This is a genomic window from Oliverpabstia intestinalis (assembly GCF_009696065.1).
GTDB classification, from domain to species: domain Bacteria; phylum Bacillota; class Clostridia; order Lachnospirales; family Lachnospiraceae; genus Oliverpabstia; species Oliverpabstia intestinalis.
Genome location: NZ_VUMS01000006.1, coordinates 79,932 through 97,549 on the forward strand (window position 1 = coordinate 79,932; position 17,618 = coordinate 97,549).

Consider the following 17,618-nt stretch of genomic DNA (forward strand, 5'->3'; position numbering starts at 1 on the left):
ATACATTATTTATCCATAAAACATTATCAGATATTTTGTGAACCACGACAAATCGAGGTGGAAACATCTATGGAAGGTTTTGAAGTAACTAAAATCGGCAAACATATCTTTTGTATTCTGGATGCAGGAAATTCTTCTTTCTACATGGTAGAAGGTGATGAAAAAGCGGCAGTCATCGATACCGGGATTACCACCGGAAAGAAAATCATGCCACTGCTCCGTGAACTCACGGACAAACCACTTCTTCTTGTGGTAACTCATGTACATTGGGATCACATCTACCATATGGATGAGTTTGAAGAAGTTTATATGTGTCACGACGAAAAAAAAATAGAGGAAACGACGCTGCGCACCCTGACTGCTGGAAGACTGAAACCCTGGGATGAGATTCACGATATTCACACAGACTCTGTAATTTCTCTTGGTGGAACAGAGCTTCGTATCTGTCAGGTCCCCGGACACACACCGGGAAGTATAGTTATTCTGGAAACCAGGGAGAATTACCTGTTCACAGGCGATGCGATCGGAAGCGGATGTGGAGTCTGGATGCAGATTCCAGGATCAACGGATCTTAAAACATATTACGACAGTCTGATTCATCTCATGCATTGGCTGGTTGACAACGGTGGACGGATGAAGTTCTTCGGCGGTCATCATATGCAAGCCTTCGAATCTGTTGCACATCCGGTTTATAATCCACTGGGTCTCGGTGTTCTGGCTGATATGATCGACCTGGTGGGTCAGGTACTTTCCGGTGAAATCCAGGGACGTCCAAGCAATGTTTCAAGAGTATTCACCCAGGAACCATTACTTTATGCTTCGTATGGACGCGCAGAAATGCAGTATCTTCTTTCACAGAAATAGGGAACACAGTTTTCGATGTTCCATTCGAAAAAACAACGATTTCATATAGACAGCGAGGGAATTACATGAAAGAAACAATCTATACCATTCCACTAAACGATGCTTTTCATGCAGAAGATGAATGTCCTTTCTGCAGATTAGAACGGGATGCCGAGCAGCACGCTCTGGATTTCATACTTGGCAAACAGTCTTCTTATATGGAGGATGATATCCGCATGGAGACTGACCGGATCGGCTTCTGTCGTCACCATTATAAAATGATGTATGATTTTGGCAATCGTCTCGGTTGTGGACTGATGCTCAGCACACATCTGAAAAAACTGAATGAAGAGATGACCAGACAGATCAAATCCTTTACTTCCGGCAAATCTACTCTGATGGGACGTCTGAAAAAGACAGACCTGAACCCGGATGCCCCGGAAACACCATTAGGACAATGGCTCTATGAAAAAGAACACAGCTGCTATGTCTGTGACCATTTTAATGCAACCTATCAGCGTTATCTGGATACTTTCTTTTATATGTATAAAAACAGCAAAGAATTCAAAGAACTTTTCAAAAACAGCAAAGGATTCTGTATGCATCACTTCCGTGACCTTGTGGAAGTCGGAGAAAAAAAACTGTCTGTCAAAGAAAAACAGGAGTTTTATCCGGTTCTTTTTTCTCTGATGGAAGAAAACATGAAGCGTCTTGAAGAAGAAGTTACCTGGTTTTGTGACAAACAGGACTACCTGAACCGCGACAAAGACTGGGGTAATTCCAAGGACAGCATCCAGCGTGCCATCCAGAAACTCGGCGGAGGCTATCCTGCAGACCCTGTGTTCAAAATTGATTACTGACCCTGTCTGTTTTCAAAAATCAATCTTTACCAAGCCTGACTATGAAAAAGAGGAAGTAAGGCAAACTTTCCACAGTATTGTCTTACTTCCTCTTTTTTATCACAACTCTATTTTTTTCTTTCTTTTTCCAAAATCAATCTTCTTTGACTTTAAAACTCCATCTTCTTGGCAAGATAAGCTCTCAGATCTTCGATCTTCACTCTTTCCTGCTCCATAGTGTCACGATCTCTGACTGTTACCGCTCCATCTGTTTCAGAATCGAAGTCATAAGTTACACAGAACGGAGTACCGATCTCATCCTGACGACGGTATCTCTTACCGATATTTCCTCTGTCATCAAACTCACAGTTCCATTCTTTTGCCAGCATTGCATAAACTTTCTCAGCGCCCTCATTCAGCTTCTTGGACAACGGCAGCACACCGACTTTTACCGGTGCCAGTGCCGGATGGAAATGCAGTACCGTACGCACATCATTTTTCTCAGCATCCAGAACTTCTTCATCGTATGCGCTGCACAGAAATGCCAGTACCATACGATCCGCACCCAGAGACGGCTCGATAACATACGGGATATATTTTTTACCCTCTTCATCATCGAAGTAAGTCAGATCCTGCCCTGATACATTCTGATGCTGTGTCAGGTCGTAATCCGTACGGTCTGCAATACCCCACAGTTCACCCCAGCCAAACGGGAACAGGAATTCCACGTCAGTTGTTGCTTTGCTGTAGAAACTCAGTTCTTCTTTTTCATGATCGCGATACCGTACTTCTTCATCTTTCAGTCCCAGTTCATGTAACCAGTTCAGGCAGAAAGATTTCCAGTAATTGAACCATTCCAGATCCGTATCCGGTTTGCAGAAGAATTCCAGTTCCATCTGTTCGAACTCTCTGGTACGGAAAGTAAAATTACCCGGTGTAATCTCATTACGGAAGGATTTACCGATCTGTCCGATACCAAACGGCAGTTTCTTTCTGGAAGTTCTCTGTACGTTTTTAAAGTTTACAAAGATACCTTGTGCTGTTTCCGGTCTCAGATATACGGTATTCTTTGCATCTTCCGTAACACCCTGGAAAGTCTTAAACATCAGGTTAAACTGACGGATATCAGTAAAGTTATGTTTTCCACAGGTCGGGCACGGTACCTGATGCTCTTCAATGAAAGCAGTCATCTTTTCCTGGCTCCATGCATCTACGCTTTCTTCCAGTGCGATTCCTTTTTCTGCACAGAAATCTTCGATGATCTTATCTGCACGGAAACGCTCATGGCATTCTTTACAGTCCATCAACGGATCAGAGAATCCACCCAGATGACCGGAAGCTACCCATGTCTGCGGATTCATCAGGATTGCACAGTCCACACCTACATTGTAAGGATTTTCCTGGATGAACTTTTTCCACCATGCTCTTTTTACATTGTTCTTCAGTTCCACACCAAGATTACCATAATCCCAGGTGTTTGCCAGGCCGCCGTATATTTCGGAACCCGGATATACGAATCCTCTGGATTTGGCAAGTGCAACGATTTTTTCCATTGTTTTTTCCATAATTGATCTCCTTTATATTCCCTGAGACATAAATATATGTCTGGTATTAACGTATTAATTCCCACAGCAGTCGACAAGATAGCATCCTGCCGGCACAAATTTTTAATTATTATCCGTGTATATCACATAACCATATGCCTGTGTAGTCACGTGGCTTTCATCGTCTGTACCTTCATCGGCCGAAAGCCTTGCCTGACTTTTATTTACTACTTTCATATTCTTGCTGACATACTGAATCGTTCCCGGCACCAGAACCTGCATCGGCTCACGGATAATGATCACCTGCTGCTTTTCACATCCGTCAGGCATTCCTGCCCTGGAAACATCTTTTCCCTCTGCATCTGTAAAATCAGAAGCAAAAGTATATCCTTCTTTCTGTGCTTCTTTTACAGTGCCCGCAAAAAAATCTATCTGATTGAAGCCCCGATAATCGGCCACAGACTGATATTCCAGCTGTACTTTCGCTTTCTTATCTTTTACCTGCATACTTTTTACCGATACAGCCTCACTCCCTGCTTCCTTGTTATATGCTTCCACCAGTTCGTTAATCTGCGCTGCCAGCTCCTTTTCTTTATAAGTCTCGTCAGAAAAATCCTCCAATAACAATTCCTCTACCGTTCCGCTGTCATCCACCGTCACTGTAGTTTCTGTCATTTTTTCTATTCCACCACAACCGGTCAGTAGCAATACTGCTGCCAGTGCTAGTCCCAGCTTTTGTTTTTTCATGATTTTTTCCTCCGAATCACTCCTCTGACTTTCCATTACCGGATAGTCAGACCTATTATACCGTCTGGATAGTTAATTTTCAAGGTTTTTATAGTTGCGTTTTTCAGGAATCCATCACTTCAAGAATCTCCAGACTTTTAAATCGTTTATCGGTATAACGGTCTATGTAACGTTTTACCCAGCGGGTAACCTCCCATTCCACCTCCGGTTTCAGGGTAAATGTATAGATTTTTTCCATCGGTGTTGCCACCATATATTGCAATGCATACAATGCCGATGTCGAAACCGAAATTCCGTCTTTTACCTGTTTGCGACAGTTACTGCAGATACAGCCGGAAGCCTCCAGCGACAAGAAAGTAAGGTCCTCCGTCCTTCCACAGATTCCACACTCAAAAAGCCGCGGATACTCTCCGTTGATCATCATCGCACGCATCTCGAAAATTGCACGGATCAGTCGATTGGAAATCCGCCCCCGGATCAGTGCTTTCATCGTGATATACAGAAGATTAAGCATATCCGTCTCCCGGTTTCCCTCTCTTCCGTAATAATCCGCAATCTCCAGAAAATAAAAGCCATAATATACTCCCGGCTGCTTTGCTGCCAGTTCTGTAAAATACTCCCGGATATTTGCCTGTGAAAGTGTATAAGCCGTTCTTCCCTCAAAAAGCTGAAAACTTCCAAACACAAACGGGTTCGCTATAGCAAGATAGGGGCTTGTGCTTTTTCTTGCCCCTCTGGCAAACGCAGTGATTTTCCCACGCTCACGGGTCAGGATCACCATGCGCTTATCATAATCCCCTACCGGCGTGGCAGCTAATACCATGCCGGTGACGGTAATAGGCTCACTCATACAGATCAGATCTCTTTCTTATTATATCCGAAGTTTTTCATCAGAGTATCACTGTCTCTCCAGTCTTTTTTCACTTTCACCCAGATCTTCAGATTCACTCTTTCTTCGAGCATTTTTTCGATTTCAAACCGGGCATTACTTCCGATTTTTTTTAACATGGAACCCTGTTTTCCTATGATGATTCCTTTATGAGAATCTCTTTCACAGATAATTGTTGCCTCGATATCTACAATATGCTGACCCTTTCTCTCCCGCATCTTCTCGATGGTTACAGCAATACCATGAGGGATCTCCTCATCCAGCGCATGCAGTGCTTTCTCACGGATGATCTCCGCAACAATCTGTCTCTGTGGCTGATCGGTTACCGTATCTTCATCGTAAAACATCGGACCATACGGCATATATTTAAACAGGCTGTTCACGATGTCTTTCGTATTCTGCCCACGCAGGGCAGATGCCGGAATAATTTCCGCAAAATCATACAATTTCCGGTAATTATCGATTACCTGTAAAATATCTTCTTTTTTCACTGTATCTACTTTGTTGATCACCAGAATGACCGGCAGACTTGTCTTCTGTAACTGCTCGGCAATATGCTTTTCACCGGCACCAATATAAGTAGTCGGTTCTACCAGCCACAGGATCACATCCACATCTTTCAGTGTCTGTTCTGCCACATTTACCATATATTCGCCCAGTTTGTTCTTGGCTTTGTGGATCCCCGGTGTATCCAGAAAGATGATCTGTCCGTCTTGACAGGTATACACGGTCTGGATTTTATTTCTGGTGGTCTGTGGTTTTTTGGATGTGATAGCAATCTTTTGTCCGATCAGATGGTTCATCAGAGTGGATTTTCCCACGTTCGGTCTTCCGATGATTGCCACGAATCCGGATTTAAAATTTTCCTTCATATGTTCTCCTTTATTGTACCAGAGGTTCGATCTGTTTTAAGATTTCACGGTTTTTCTCCAGTGCAGATTCACTTCCAACGACACAGATGTTCCTCTGTTTCAACACTGCTTCTACCAGATCACCCAGTGCCTGAATATCTTCCGGCTGTGCGGTAAGGATCTGATTTCTCTCCTCCTGCAGTTCTTCCTCAGTGATTCCTGCAAACCATGCCCCAAGCGACAGTTCTCCTTTGGCATATGGGTTTAACGGCACATCCAGGTCGCTGATCGTACCGATGATATATTTTGTCATTTCTCTCTCATCTGCCGTGAATGTATGCAGATATTCCGGTGTATTTTCAAATATTTTCAGTGTATTTTTCAGATGCGGGTCACGGTAAGACACCAGGAAACTGTCTCCGGATTTTCTGAAGTTGCTCATACATCCATAAGCTCCACCTTTGACACGGATATTCATCCACAGATAATCATAACTTAAAATCACTTTCAGGATACGAAGTGCTCCGGTATACTCATATCCGGCTTCTTTGAAGTTTCCACTGACTGCTACATACTGTACCTGACCTGCGGTAGAAAATCCTTCGTTTCTTTGCTGCAGATCGTAATTGATCTTTCCTGTCTGTATCGGAGTCTGATACAGCAGATGACGCAGGGTGGAAACTCTTCCTTCCACACCCTGATAACCTTTTTCATCCGTCGTCACACTGACAAACAGATTCTCCGGGCGGAAGATCAAAAGCATCAGTTTCTTCAGATTTTCTTTCAGTATCTCTTTTTTCTCTTCAAAATGTTTTTCCAGTTCTTCAACCAAACGGAAATATCCGATTCCCGCGATCCGATCCTGAAAATTGGATACCGGAGAATAATAGGACGCTGCACGCATCACCGCGGTGGAGTGTCCTGCCGCTGCCAGGGAGGATTGCAGTCGTGCTTTCTGCTGAGAAAGAATCTCATACAGACGTTTGTCATCATCCAGTCTGGAAGTAAACAGAATCTCGCGGATCATGGAAAATACAAATTCTTCTTTTTGTACCAAATATTTTGTCTTTACACCAAACATCCGTATACAGTCATCTTTCTGGTCTTTTCCCTGGAATACCTGCAGCCCGCAGCTAATTCCACCACTCTGTGCATTGATCTCATGGAAAAGTTCACCATAAGTAAAGTGGGCTGTATCCACGTATCCGAGAACAGATTTTAGGATTCCCATATAAGAAATCAGTTCATCCGGCACCTGTTTGGTATCAAATAACAGCGTCAGATACGTAATACCGTTAGTATCCAGATTATGATGCAAAACGGTATTCCCCGTTACATGGTGTGGTGTATTATGGATTTTCAGCGCTTCTTTTCCGATATCACTACGTTTCAGCATCGGAATTTTGGCTTTTGCCTCTGCGCTGTCCTCGCTGTCCTGAAATTCTTTCAGTTTTCTGGTTTTCTCCACCAGTTTTTCCAGCTGTTCCCGAGACAGAGAGGCTTTATAGGCAGCCAGCTTCTCTTCTGTCTTCTTCTCCTCCTCTGTTGTAAGTCCTTTTTTCGGCATTCCCAATACCACAGCACTGTGCGGGTTATCCAGCATGGTTTCCTGAATCAGCTGTTCAAAAAGTCCTTCACCTGCTTCCTTCTTTAATTCATCAAAGGCTTTCAGTTTTTCCAGATGAACAAATGGTTTATTATCATCGTACAGCCAGCTTTCACATACATCAATGCTATACATCAGTCCACGCGGATAGGAACCATAATCTGACTCACGGAAACGGAATTCCAAATAGTTGATACCGGCAGCAATCGCCTTCTGATCAATTCCTTCTTTTACCAGCTTTTCCAGTGTTTCCCGGATCACCTGCAGGAATTTTTCTTTATCCTTTTCTTCTGCGCTCTTAACTTCCACAGTGAAAAACGGCTGATAAATACCGTCGTTATAACCCCCATCAACATCTTTACCGATTCCGGCATCTAAAAGTGCCTGACGAAGCGGTGCTCCCGGAGCCGAAAGCAGAACATAATCCAGGACTTCAAAAGCGGTACAGCGTTTTACATCCAGTCCGTCCCCTACTACCATACTGTATGTCAGATACGTATTTTCTTTTTCGGAATCATTTTCTCCTACCGGATAAAAGATCTTATGCTCCACCGGTTTTTCAAACGGTTTCTGTTTTGCGATCTGGGAATCTACAGTAATTTTATCAAATTTGCTCAGATACTCTTTGTCCATCCATTCCAGGCGTTCTGCCATATCCATATTTCCATACAGAAAAATATAACTGTTGGATGGATGATAATATTTTCCATGGAATGCCAGGAAATTTTCATACGTAAGATCCGGGATACATTTCGGATCTCCGCCAGATTCCACGCCATATGGCGTATCCGGAAAGAGTACATTAAAAATCTCACGTTCAAGCACCTCTTCGGAAGAAGAAAATGCCCCCTTCATCTCGTTGTATACAACACCGTTGTATTTTAACGGATCGTCCACCTGCTCCAGCTGGTAGTGCCAGCCTTCCTGACGGAAAATCTCTTCCTTTTCATAAATATTCGGATAAAATACTGCATCCATATACACGTGCATCAGATTTTTGAAATCCTGGTCGTTGCAGCTTGCTACCGGATACATTGTTTTATCCGGGTACGTCATTGCATTCAGAAAAGTATTCAAAGATCCTTTCACCAGTTCTACAAAGGGGTCTTTCAATGGAAATTCCCGGGATCCGCACAAAACACTGTGTTCCAGAATATGTGCAACACCGGTACTGTCAGCCGGTGGCGTCCGGAAAATAATGTTAAATACTTTATTCTCGTCCTGATTTGCCAGAAGCATCACTCTTGCTCCGCTTTTTTTATGACGCAGCAGATATCCGTCGGCATGGACGTCTTCGATTCTTTCTTTCTGTAAAATTTCATAAGCACTGCAATCTGTAATCTGCATTCCTGCCTCCCATCTCACACATCCGGCTAGTTTTCTTCCGGTTTCTGTGTCTCTTTCTTTCCATTGTAATAACTATTCAGCAGTTCAATCTGCTGCGTTCTCAAAATCAGATTGATTCCTTCCGGATTCAGAACATAACCCTGCACATCTTTGATCATATAACGCGACAGCTGATCGAAACGCACCTGGATCAGACGGTTCTGTACTTCTTTTCCACGATAATGTTTCACCAGTTCTCCGGTATCTGAAAAGATTGGCTGATAACGTTCTCCCTTTTTATTCTGTACATAGAGCAGGCGGACATTTTCTTTGCCTTCTTCATCTTTTTCCACATCTACCGGCATCAGATAAGTGGATCTTGCAAGATTCGCTGACATCTCCTCTTCCAGATCTTTTAATGCTTCTCTGTCAGGCTCCACTCCCGGTTTTCGTAACTCCTGCAGAAAATAAGCCGCAGACAGCTGTAACTGCGGGTTCAGGATCGGTTTCCGATTTTCCGGCAAAGCATCCACATCCGGCATTCTGACAATTTTTGTCAGTTCAATCTTGTTTTCCTGATCGCCATCGCAAAATACTACTTCATTGATTCCCATGGCAAACAGATTCATGTAGAACATCGATGCATCCTTTTTCTGCACTTTTACCGGAAGAATAAGTTTCTTTTCTTCTTTATATTTTTCCGCAAATGTTTTCAATTTATCCTGATCGGTAAAAATCCATACCTGATCGTTAAAACTCTCATCATCGCAGATGGCAAAGGGCATTCGTGTCACTGCGGAATATGCTACCAGCATCTCGTCCAGATTCTGCAATTTTTTAATAATAAACACCTGATCTACTGTCATTTTTCTATCTATCCTTTCGTCTTCCTTCGACTGCTTTCATTCACGTCGTTTATCATTAAGTATAACATAAAACACTCTTAAGAACAACGAGTGAAACATGCAAAACTTGTTTCACTCGTTACGGCACCGGACAAAGTTTCATGCAGACAAGGACTTTGGTTCATAACCTGCAAAAAGGACTGCCGCATGCGCGACAGCCCTTTCATTTCATTGCATATCAAAATTGATCCGGTGAACCAATTTTGATTCATTCTCACAGAAAAATCTTAATTCAGGAATTAATCTTCTTTTCCATACAGAGTGACCAGTTTGTTCAGATATGTGTATCTTTCTTTTGCTTCATTTTCATTCTTAGCAAACAGTCTTGCTGCTTTTTCCGGGTTAGAACGTTTCAGAGAGTTGTAACGAACTTCGCCGTCCAGGAATGCCTGATAATCTTCAGAAGCCGGTGCTTTGGAATCCAGTGTGAACTTGTTCTCTGCAGCCGGGTTGAAGCGGAAGTTATGCCAGTATCCACATTTAACTGCCAGTTCTTCTTCAGTCTGAGCTTTACTCATACCTTTCTTGATACCATGGTTGATACATGGAGCATAAGCGATGATCAGAGATGGTCCCGGATATGCTTCTGCTTCTGCAATAGCTTTTACAGTCTGGTTGAAGTCTGCACCCATGGAGATCTGTGCTACATATACATAGCCATAGGACATAGCGATAGATGCCATATCTTTCTTCTTAGTCTCTTTACCACCTGCTGCGAACTGTGCGATTGCACCTGTAGGTGTGGATTTGGAAGACTGTCCACCTGTGTTGGAGTAAACTTCTGTATCGAATACCATGATGTTGATGTCTTTACCACTTGCCAGTACGTGGTCTACGCCACCGAAACCGATATCGTAAGCCCATCCGTCACCACCGAAGATCCACTGGGATTTTTTAGCCAGGAAGTCTTTGTTCTTAACGATTTCTTTGCATGTATCGCATTCGCATCCTTCCAGAGCAGCAACCAGTTTATCTGTTGCAGCACCGTTGGTAGCACCTACACTGAAGGTATCGATCCATTCTTTACAAGCTGCTTTTACTTCATCAGAAGCTTTTTCACTTTCCATAACAGCTTCTACTTTTGTTTTCAGACCATCACGGATTGCTTTCTGAGCTAACAGCATACCATAACCAAACTCTGCGTTATCTTCGAACAGAGAGTTGGACCATGCAGGACCCTGGCCTTTTGCATTTACTGTATATGGTGTGGATGGTGAGGAGTTACCCCAGATAGAAGAACATCCTGTTGCGTTAGCGATGTACATTCTGTCACCAAACAGCTGGGTGATCAGTTTTGCGTAAGGTGTCTCTCCACAACCTGCACAAGCTCCGGAGAACTCAAGCAGTGGCTGTTTGAACTGAGATCCTTTTACTGTATTTTCTTTGAATTTTGCGATAACATCTTCTTTCTCCGGCAGAGTTACTGCATAATCGAAGAATTTCTGAGATGCAACATTTGCTTCCATGTTTTCCATAGCCAGTGCTTTTGCACCTTTCTTGCCTGGGCAAACGTTAGCACAGGAACCACATCCGGTACAATCCAGAGCGGAAACTGCGATAGCAAATTTGTATTCTTTCATACCTGTCATATCCAAAACAGCTGGTGCCTCAGCAGCTTCAGCTTCTGTCATGGCAACCGGACGGATTGCTGCATGTGGACATACATATGCACAGCGGTTACACTGGATACAGTTTTCCGGATTCCATACAGGTACATTAACAGCGATACCACGTTTTTCATATGCAGATGTTCCGGATGGAGTTGTTCCGTCTACATACTCTGTAAATGCAGATACAGGCAGGCTGTTTCCTTCCTGAGCGGATACTTTTGCCTGAATGTTGTTAACGAAATCAATAGCATCCTGTCTTCCGCTTGTTGCATGAGTCATAGTCAATCCTTCGTCAGCTGCATCTTTCCAGCTTTCCGGAACAGTTACTTCTACAACCTGTTTTGCACCTTCATCGATAGCTGCCCAGTTTTTAGCAACTACGTCATCACCCTTACGTCCGTAAGTAGCTTTTGCTGCTGCTTTCATCAGTTCGATTGCCTGAGCTTCCGGAATGATGTCAGCCAGTTTGAAGAATGCAGACTGCAGAATTGTGTTGATACGGGTTGGTCCCATACCTGTCTCGATACCGATCTTAACACCATCAATGATGTAGAATTTGATGTTGTGGTTAGCGATAAATGCTTTTACCTGTCCCGGCAGATGTTTTTCCAGACCTTCCATATCCCATGGGCAGTTCAGCAGGAATGTACCACCGTCTACCAGTTCCTGTACCATGTTGTATTTTCTTACATAGGACGGATTGTGGCAGGCAACAAAGTTAGCTTTGTGGATCAGGTATGTAGATTTGATCGGTTTTTTACCAAAACGCAGGTGAGACATTGTAACACCACCGGATTTTTTGGAATCATAATCAAAGTATGCCTGAGCGTACATATCAGTATTGTCACCAATGATCTTGATGGAGTTCTTGTTAGCACCTACAGTACCGTCTGCACCCAGACCCCAGAACTTACAGTTGATAGTTCCTTCCGGTGTGGTAACCAGAGGAGCGCCTGTTTCCAGCGACAGATTGGTAACATCATCTACGATACCGATTGTGAATTTCTGTTTTGTTGTATTTTCATATACAGCAACGATCTGTGCCGGTGTTGTATCTTTGGAACCTAATCCGTAACGTCCGGTAAAGATAGGTGTATCATTGAATTTTGTTCCTTTCAGTGCTGCAACAACGTCCAGGTACAGAGGCTCGCCCAGTGCTCCCGGCTCTTTTGTTCTGTCCAGAACAGAGATCTGTTTTACAGTTTCCGGAATAGCATCAACCAGAGCCTGTGCGCAGAATGGTCTGTACAGACGAACTTTTACAACACCAACTTTGTGTCCTGCTGCCAGCAGATAATCGATAGTTTCTTCGATGGTATCATTTACAGATCCCATAGCGATGATAACATGTTCTGCATCAGCTGCACCATAGTAGTTGAACAGTTTGTAGTCTGTTCCGATCTTTTCGTTTACTTTGTCCATGTATTCCTGTACGATAGCCGGCAGAGCATCGTAGTACGGGTTACATGCTTCTCTTGCCTGGAAGAAGATATCCGGGTTCTGTGCAGAACCTCTCTGACATGGATGATTTGGATTCAGTGCATGTTTACGGAATGCATCGATAGCATCCATATCTGCCATATCCTTCAGATCTTCATAATCCCATGTTTCGATTTTCTGGATCTCGTGAGATGTACGGAATCCATCGAAGAAGTTGATGAACGGAACTTTTCCTTTAATTGCTGCCAGATGAGCAACCGGAGTCAGATCCATAACTTCCTGTACGGAAGATTCACACAACATTGCAACACCAGTCTGACGACAGGCGTAAACATCGGAATGATCACCAAAGATAGATAATGCATGGCTAGCCAGAGCACGTGCGGATACGTTGAATACACCTGGCAACTGCTCACCGGCAATTTTGTACAGATTCGGGATCATCAGCAGAAGACCCTGAGAAGCAGTATAGGTTGTTGTCAGAGCACCTGCTGCCAGAGAACCGTGAACTGCACCGGCTGCACCGGCTTCAGACTGCATCTCTGTAACCTGAACTTCCTGTCCGAACATATTTTTTCTTCCCTGAGTTGCCCATTCATCAGTAGCTTCTGCCATAACAGATGAAGGTGTAATCGGGTAAATGGCTGCCACATCGGAAAATGCGTAGGAAGCATGTGCTGCAGCATGATTACCATCCATGGTTTTCATTTTTCTTGCCATTTCAAATTCCTCCTTATTTGAATAAAAAATAAAGTTGTTTTTACATAATTTCAACCTTATTTTTATTATATCACTCTTTGTTGAGCCTGTCCATTTTTTACAAAAAAATCATGAAATGTTCTTATAAAAAAACATTTCATGATTTTTCTCTTCTTTTTTATTCGGCAAAATGTATAAAATCGTTTAGTTTCTTACGATCCGTGCCATGATATCCCATTTTTCTTCCATATCTTTAACCAGTTTTAACTGGGTTCTGGTACGATCCAGGTTCTGTTCCGGATAATGGATTTTGAAATAGGTATCTCCCTGCAGATAATCCGTCAGGAAACGCATCCCGCACTCAAAGGTCATGATTTTTGCGCCCATCGGAAGTGCTTCCACTTCTTTGTCAGTCAGGCTGCCACGACATCCTTCCATAAAGCCATTAAAGTACGCTTCGAAAAGAGTCATATCACAGGATACTTTGTTCAGATCTTTTTCATCCTCCGCTGCTGTACTTGCACCAAAGCGAATCGCATCACCAAAATCATGGGCTGCAAATCCAGGCATTACAGTATCAAGGTCGATGACGCAGATGGCATTGCCGCTTGCTTTATCAAACAGCACGTTGTTTAATTTGGTATCATTATGGGTAACCCGCAGCGGAATCTTCCCTGCTGCCAACAGATCTCCGAAGTAGTGACAGTCTTTTTCTCTTTCTTTGATAAAGCTGATCTCTGCTTCCACTTCTTTTACTCTTCCCATTACATCTTTCTGTACCGCCTGTTCAAATTTTGCATAACGATCAACTGTGTTATGAAAATCCGGTATCGTCTCATGAAGCTTTTCCGCCGGGAAATCGGATAAGAGGTACTGGAAATTACCGAAGGCATAACCACTCTTTTTCATTGCTTCCGGTGTATCTGCCTTATCAAAGCTCAGGGAATCTGTAATAAACGGATACACTCTCCATCCATCACCATTTTCCTCTGTCAGATAGGCTTTTCCCTCTTTGGTAGGGATAACCTGCAATGTTTCCCGGTTCGGATCGCCACCCTGCTCTTTGATCTTTTCTGTCAGAAAACTGGTAACCTGTAAAATATTGTCCATCAGCTCTTTCTGATTTTTAAAAATATCTTTATTCATTCTCTGCAGAATATACAGTTTCTCCTTACCGTCTTCCTTTACTTCAAGGCGGAACGTATCGTTGATATGTCCGCTTCCATAGGGTTCCACGCTGACTACTTCTATATGATTTCCCAGTTCGAATTTTCCGGTCACATCCAGAAGTTCTTCTTTTGTTATCTGCTCCACGATCTTATTCCTCCCACAGTTTTTCCGGATATTTTCCTTCTGCTTTCAGTTTGCAGATAGCATTTACAACAACCGGCTTATCTTCTTTGTATGTTACGCCATACCATTTGTCCAGAGATTTCAGGACTTTTACATCAGCCTTGTCTTCTGCAAGCAGCTCGCTTACAACAGACGGAAGAAAATACTCTCCCTTTAACGGGTTTGTTTTCATTGCTTCATCCAGAAATGCCGGGAAGCGTTCTTTCAGTTCTTTTAAAAGGCTTGCACTGAATCCCCACATATTCATGGAAACGGTGCTTCCTTCCGGAATCACGGTCCAAGTCGCGCCATCGTCTTCGGTATACGCAGTTGTACCATCAGGTCTTTTTTCGATATGGGTTCGTTCCTGAATACCCATCAGATAACCGTCTGCATCCGTCTCGCATACACCACGGGCTACATGACCATTCTCGGTCAGTGTATTTTCCAGAATATATCCTACCATCAGATAGTGATATTTTTCATCGTCCTCATGGGTGGTCAGGAAATCATATATCATCTGAAATGCATGACTTCCGTAGTAATCATCCGCATTGATAACTGCAAACGGTGCATCCAGAGTTCCCAGACAGCTCAGCACTGCATGACCGGTTCCCCATGGTTTTACTCTGCCTTCCGGTACACGGTAGCCTTCCGGAAGATTGGTCAGTTCCTGGAATACATAAGAAACTTTCATGATTTTACTGATTCGATTTCCTATGGTTTCTTTAAAATCTTTTTCATTTTCTTTTTTAATAATGAAAATAACTTCTTCAAATCCTGCTTTCTTTGCATCATACAGAGAGAAATCCATAATGATATGGCCTTCCGGATCGACCGGATCGATCTGTTTTAATCCTCCATAACGACTTCCCATACCTGCTGCCATAATTACCAATACCGGTTTTTTCATGTTATCTTCCTCTTTTCTTTTATTATGATTTTTAGTAACTTTTCAGTAGCCACTGTTTCATTTCTTTCATGTTATCTGTTTCCTATAGATTACCATGTTTTCTCTTTTATTGATTTGCACAAAATTTGCTTTTATTTGCACAAAACTTGCTTTTATACAGTTTTTATTTTATACTTCTTTTCATAAAATACATATCTGATACTTTTTTCCCGAAAGGAGTGCTTGACTATGACCTACCAGCCGTTTCTCTTAACCGAAGAACTGCACATTACACAGATTATCACCATTCACTATTTTGAATATACCAACACGTATCACTTTCACGGAGAATCCCATGATTTCTGGGAGTTATTATGCGTAGACAAGGGGGAAGTTACTGTTACTGCCGGCGAAAAAAAACTGACCTTACAACAGGGACAGATCATCTTTCATGAACCCAATGAATTCCATAATGTACAGGCAAACGGGAAAATTGCTCCAAACCTCGTAGTCATTTCTTTTTCCTGTGATTCTTCCTGTATGAAGCAGTTTCGTAATCTCATCACCACCATCAGTGAAACCGAAAAGACCTTTCTTGCCCAGATTATCCGCGAAGCTCGACACTGTATCGCAACACCACTGGATAATCCGTTTACCAAGAAAATGGAACGGCGAACCGATTCTCCTTTTGCCTCAGAGCAGATGATCCAGCTTTACCTTGAACTGCTTCTTCTATCGATGCTTCGTCGCTTAAATCGAAAAGAGAAACCGGATCCTTCCGAAAAATCCACCAAAAAAGAAAACGATACCATTCTCTATCAGCGAATCCTGCTATATATGAAGGATCATCTACACAGCCAGCTGACCCTGGATCAGATCTGTCAGGCGAATCTGGTTGGAAAGTCTCAGTTGCAAAAACTTTTCCAGAAAGAACAGCACTGCGGCGTGATCCATTATTTTTCTTATCTGAAAATCGAGGAAGCCAAACAGATGATCCGCCAGGAACAGTCAAATTTTACAGAGATCTCGGATGCTCTCGGCTATACTTCCATCCATTATTTTTCCAGGCAGTTTAAAACCTTTACCGGAATGTCTCCATCAGAATATGCACTTTCTATCAAAGCATTATCGGAGGAAGACGCCGCGAACGCCCTGCACTGATTTGTGGCGGTGTTGCTGTCCACTCCGTGCTCAGTAACTACTTTCTGTTTTTTCTTTTCCCTTGCTTTTTTGCGGTAAATGGGATAACGTATTTTTAGATGCAGCTGCATTATTTGAACAGCGCTTTTTAATATGTAAGATCTCTAAGGAGGGTTTTTATGAGAATCATTGTAACAAAAGATTATAACGACATGAGCAGAAAAGCTGCCAATATTATTTCCGCACAGATCATTACTAAACCGGACTGCGTTCTGGGTCTTGCTACCGGTTCTTCACCGGTCGGTGCTTATAAGACACTGGTAGACTGGTACAAAAAAGGGGATCTGGATTTTTCTGAAGTTACTACCGTCAATTTAGACGAATACCGCGGACTGACACATAGCAACGATCAGAGCTATTATTACTTTATGAATGATAATCTGTTCTCTCACGTAAATATCGACCCGGCTCACACTCATATTCCAGATGGTACTGAACCGGATGCGCAGAAAGCCTGCGATGACTTTGAAGCAATCGTAAAGAACTGTGGCGGCACCGATCTGCAGCTTCTGGGTCTTGGTCATAACGGGCATATCGGCTTTAATGAGCCTGCAGAAGATTTCCCTAAATTCACTCACTGTGTGGATCTGACCGAGAGTACCATCCAGGCAAATGCCCGTTTCTTCGACAAACCGGAAGATGTTCCTACACAGGCTTATACTATGGGAATCGGCACCATTATGCGTGCAAAACGGATTCTGTTGATTGCCAGTGGAAAAGACAAATCAGCCATTGTAAAAGAAGCTCTCTTCGGACCGGTTCGTCCTCAGGTACCGGCTTCCATCCTTCAGCTTCACCCGGACGTAACCGTTGTTCTGGATGAAGAGGCGGCTTCCTGCCTGTAATTCTATTGTATCTTAAAAAGGAACAGTATGAGAACTGTTCCTTTTTTTCA

General features: G+C 43.0%; 13 protein-coding genes. 4 read left to right on the top strand and 9 right to left on the bottom strand.

The genetic code is table 11. The features are described 5' to 3' along the window. The first annotated feature begins 69 nt into the window (after positions 1 to 69). Both FYJ57_RS04300 and FYJ57_RS04305 read left to right on the top strand, forming a co-directional pair. Complete coding sequence (locus tag FYJ57_RS04300; protein ID WP_106493386.1) at positions 70 to 864, top strand: MBL fold metallo-hydrolase; 795 nt, start codon at positions 70 to 72, stop codon at positions 862 to 864. 65 nt (positions 865 to 929) lie between these two features. Beyond that, the gene (locus FYJ57_RS04305) at positions 930 to 1,703 is read left to right on the top strand and encodes a DUF6062 family protein (protein WP_154431662.1); all 774 of its coding nucleotides are present in this window, start codon (positions 930 to 932) and stop codon (positions 1,701 to 1,703) included. A gap of 149 nt (positions 1,704 to 1,852) precedes the next feature. On the opposite strand, the gene FYJ57_RS04310 is transcribed toward FYJ57_RS04305, so the two are convergent. The 9 genes from FYJ57_RS04310 to FYJ57_RS04350 all read right to left on the bottom strand — a co-directional run bounded on the left by FYJ57_RS04310 (position 1,853) and on the right by FYJ57_RS04350 (position 15,544). Beyond that, the gene (locus tag FYJ57_RS04310) at positions 1,853 to 3,247 is read right to left on the bottom strand and encodes a glycine--tRNA ligase (RefSeq protein ID WP_022172567.1); all 1,395 of its coding nucleotides are present in this window, start codon (positions 3,245 to 3,247) and stop codon (positions 1,853 to 1,855) included. Positions 3,248 to 3,349: 102 nt separating this feature from the next. Beyond that, on the bottom strand, positions 3,350 to 3,973 hold the full coding sequence (locus FYJ57_RS04315; RefSeq protein ID WP_154431663.1) for a hypothetical protein: 624 nt from the start codon (positions 3,971 to 3,973) through the stop codon (positions 3,350 to 3,352). Between the two features lie 103 nt (positions 3,974 to 4,076). Then, complete coding sequence (gene recO / locus FYJ57_RS04320) at positions 4,077 to 4,823, bottom strand: DNA repair protein RecO (RefSeq protein ID WP_154431664.1); 747 nt, start codon at positions 4,821 to 4,823, stop codon at positions 4,077 to 4,079. Between the two features lie 5 nt (positions 4,824 to 4,828). After that, positions 4,829 to 5,734: a GTPase Era gene (gene era, locus FYJ57_RS04325; protein WP_154431665.1), complete on the bottom strand. Its 906-nt coding sequence runs from the start codon at positions 5,732 to 5,734 to the stop codon at positions 4,829 to 4,831. Positions 5,735 to 5,744: 10 nt separating this feature from the next. Continuing rightward, entirely contained in the window at positions 5,745 to 8,666 is a 2,922-nt protein-coding gene (locus tag FYJ57_RS04330; RefSeq protein ID WP_154431666.1) for an insulinase family protein, read from the bottom strand. Positions 8,667 to 8,692: 26 nt separating this feature from the next. Then, entirely contained in the window at positions 8,693 to 9,511 is an 819-nt protein-coding gene (locus FYJ57_RS04335) for an SseB family protein (protein ID WP_022172572.1), read from the bottom strand. A 278-nt stretch (positions 9,512 to 9,789) separates the two neighbouring features. Next, positions 9,790 to 13,320 carry a pyruvate:ferredoxin (flavodoxin) oxidoreductase gene (nifJ, locus tag FYJ57_RS04340; RefSeq protein ID WP_154431667.1) on the bottom strand — a complete coding sequence of 1,177 codons (3,531 nt, stop codon included), beginning with the start codon at positions 13,318 to 13,320 and terminating at the stop codon, positions 9,790 to 9,792. 183 nt (positions 13,321 to 13,503) lie between these two features. Next, a complete protein-coding gene (locus FYJ57_RS04345; protein WP_408636458.1) occupies positions 13,504 to 14,616 on the bottom strand; it encodes a phosphotransferase enzyme family protein in 1,113 nt (370 codons plus the stop codon). A 1-nt stretch (position 14,617) separates the two neighbouring features. Beyond that, positions 14,618 to 15,544 (bottom strand): nucleotidyltransferase family protein, encoded by a 927-nt coding sequence (locus tag FYJ57_RS04350; RefSeq protein ID WP_118617901.1) that lies wholly within the window; start codon positions 15,542 to 15,544, stop codon positions 14,618 to 14,620. Positions 15,545 to 15,772: 228 nt separating this feature from the next. Here FYJ57_RS04350 and FYJ57_RS04355 point away from each other — a divergent pair, with 228 nt between their 5' ends. Further along, positions 15,773 to 16,684 (top strand): AraC family transcriptional regulator, encoded by a 912-nt coding sequence (locus FYJ57_RS04355; protein WP_154431668.1) that lies wholly within the window; start codon positions 15,773 to 15,775, stop codon positions 16,682 to 16,684. Positions 16,685 to 16,842: 158 nt separating this feature from the next. Further along, positions 16,843 to 17,568, top strand: a complete 726-nt coding sequence (gene nagB, locus FYJ57_RS04360) for a glucosamine-6-phosphate deaminase (protein ID WP_154431669.1) — start codon at positions 16,843 to 16,845, stop codon at positions 17,566 to 17,568. Positions 17,569 to 17,618 lie beyond the last annotated feature (50 nt).

Excerpts from the sequence above, each read along its gene's own strand:
- FYJ57_RS04335 (WP_022172572.1), bottom strand. The coding sequence starts at position 9,511 with ATGACAGTAGATCAGGTGTTTATTATTAAAAAATTGCAGAATCTGGAC.
- nifJ (WP_154431667.1), bottom strand. The coding sequence starts at position 13,320 with ATGGCAAGAAAAATGAAAACCATGGATGGTAATCATGCTGCAGCACAT.
- nagB (WP_154431669.1), top strand. The coding sequence starts at position 16,843 with ATGAGAATCATTGTAACAAAAGATTATAACGACATGAGCAGAAAAGCT.
- FYJ57_RS04310 (WP_022172567.1), bottom strand. The coding sequence starts at position 3,247 with ATGGAAAAAACAATGGAAAAAATCGTTGCACTTGCCAAATCCAGAGGA.
- FYJ57_RS04305 (WP_154431662.1), top strand. The coding sequence starts at position 930 with ATGAAAGAAACAATCTATACCATTCCACTAAACGATGCTTTTCATGCA.
- FYJ57_RS04300 (WP_106493386.1), top strand. The coding sequence starts at position 70 with ATGGAAGGTTTTGAAGTAACTAAAATCGGCAAACATATCTTTTGTATT.
- recO (WP_154431664.1), bottom strand. The coding sequence starts at position 4,823 with ATGAGTGAGCCTATTACCGTCACCGGCATGGTATTAGCTGCCACGCCG.
- FYJ57_RS04350 (WP_118617901.1), bottom strand. The coding sequence starts at position 15,544 with ATGAAAAAACCGGTATTGGTAATTATGGCAGCAGGTATGGGAAGTCGT.
- era (WP_154431665.1), bottom strand. The coding sequence starts at position 5,734 with ATGAAGGAAAATTTTAAATCCGGATTCGTGGCAATCATCGGAAGACCG.
- FYJ57_RS04355 (WP_154431668.1), top strand. The coding sequence starts at position 15,773 with ATGACCTACCAGCCGTTTCTCTTAACCGAAGAACTGCACATTACACAG.
- FYJ57_RS04315 (WP_154431663.1), bottom strand. The coding sequence starts at position 3,973 with ATGAAAAAACAAAAGCTGGGACTAGCACTGGCAGCAGTATTGCTACTG.
- FYJ57_RS04330 (WP_154431666.1), bottom strand. The coding sequence starts at position 8,666 with ATGCAGATTACAGATTGCAGTGCTTATGAAATTTTACAGAAAGAAAGA.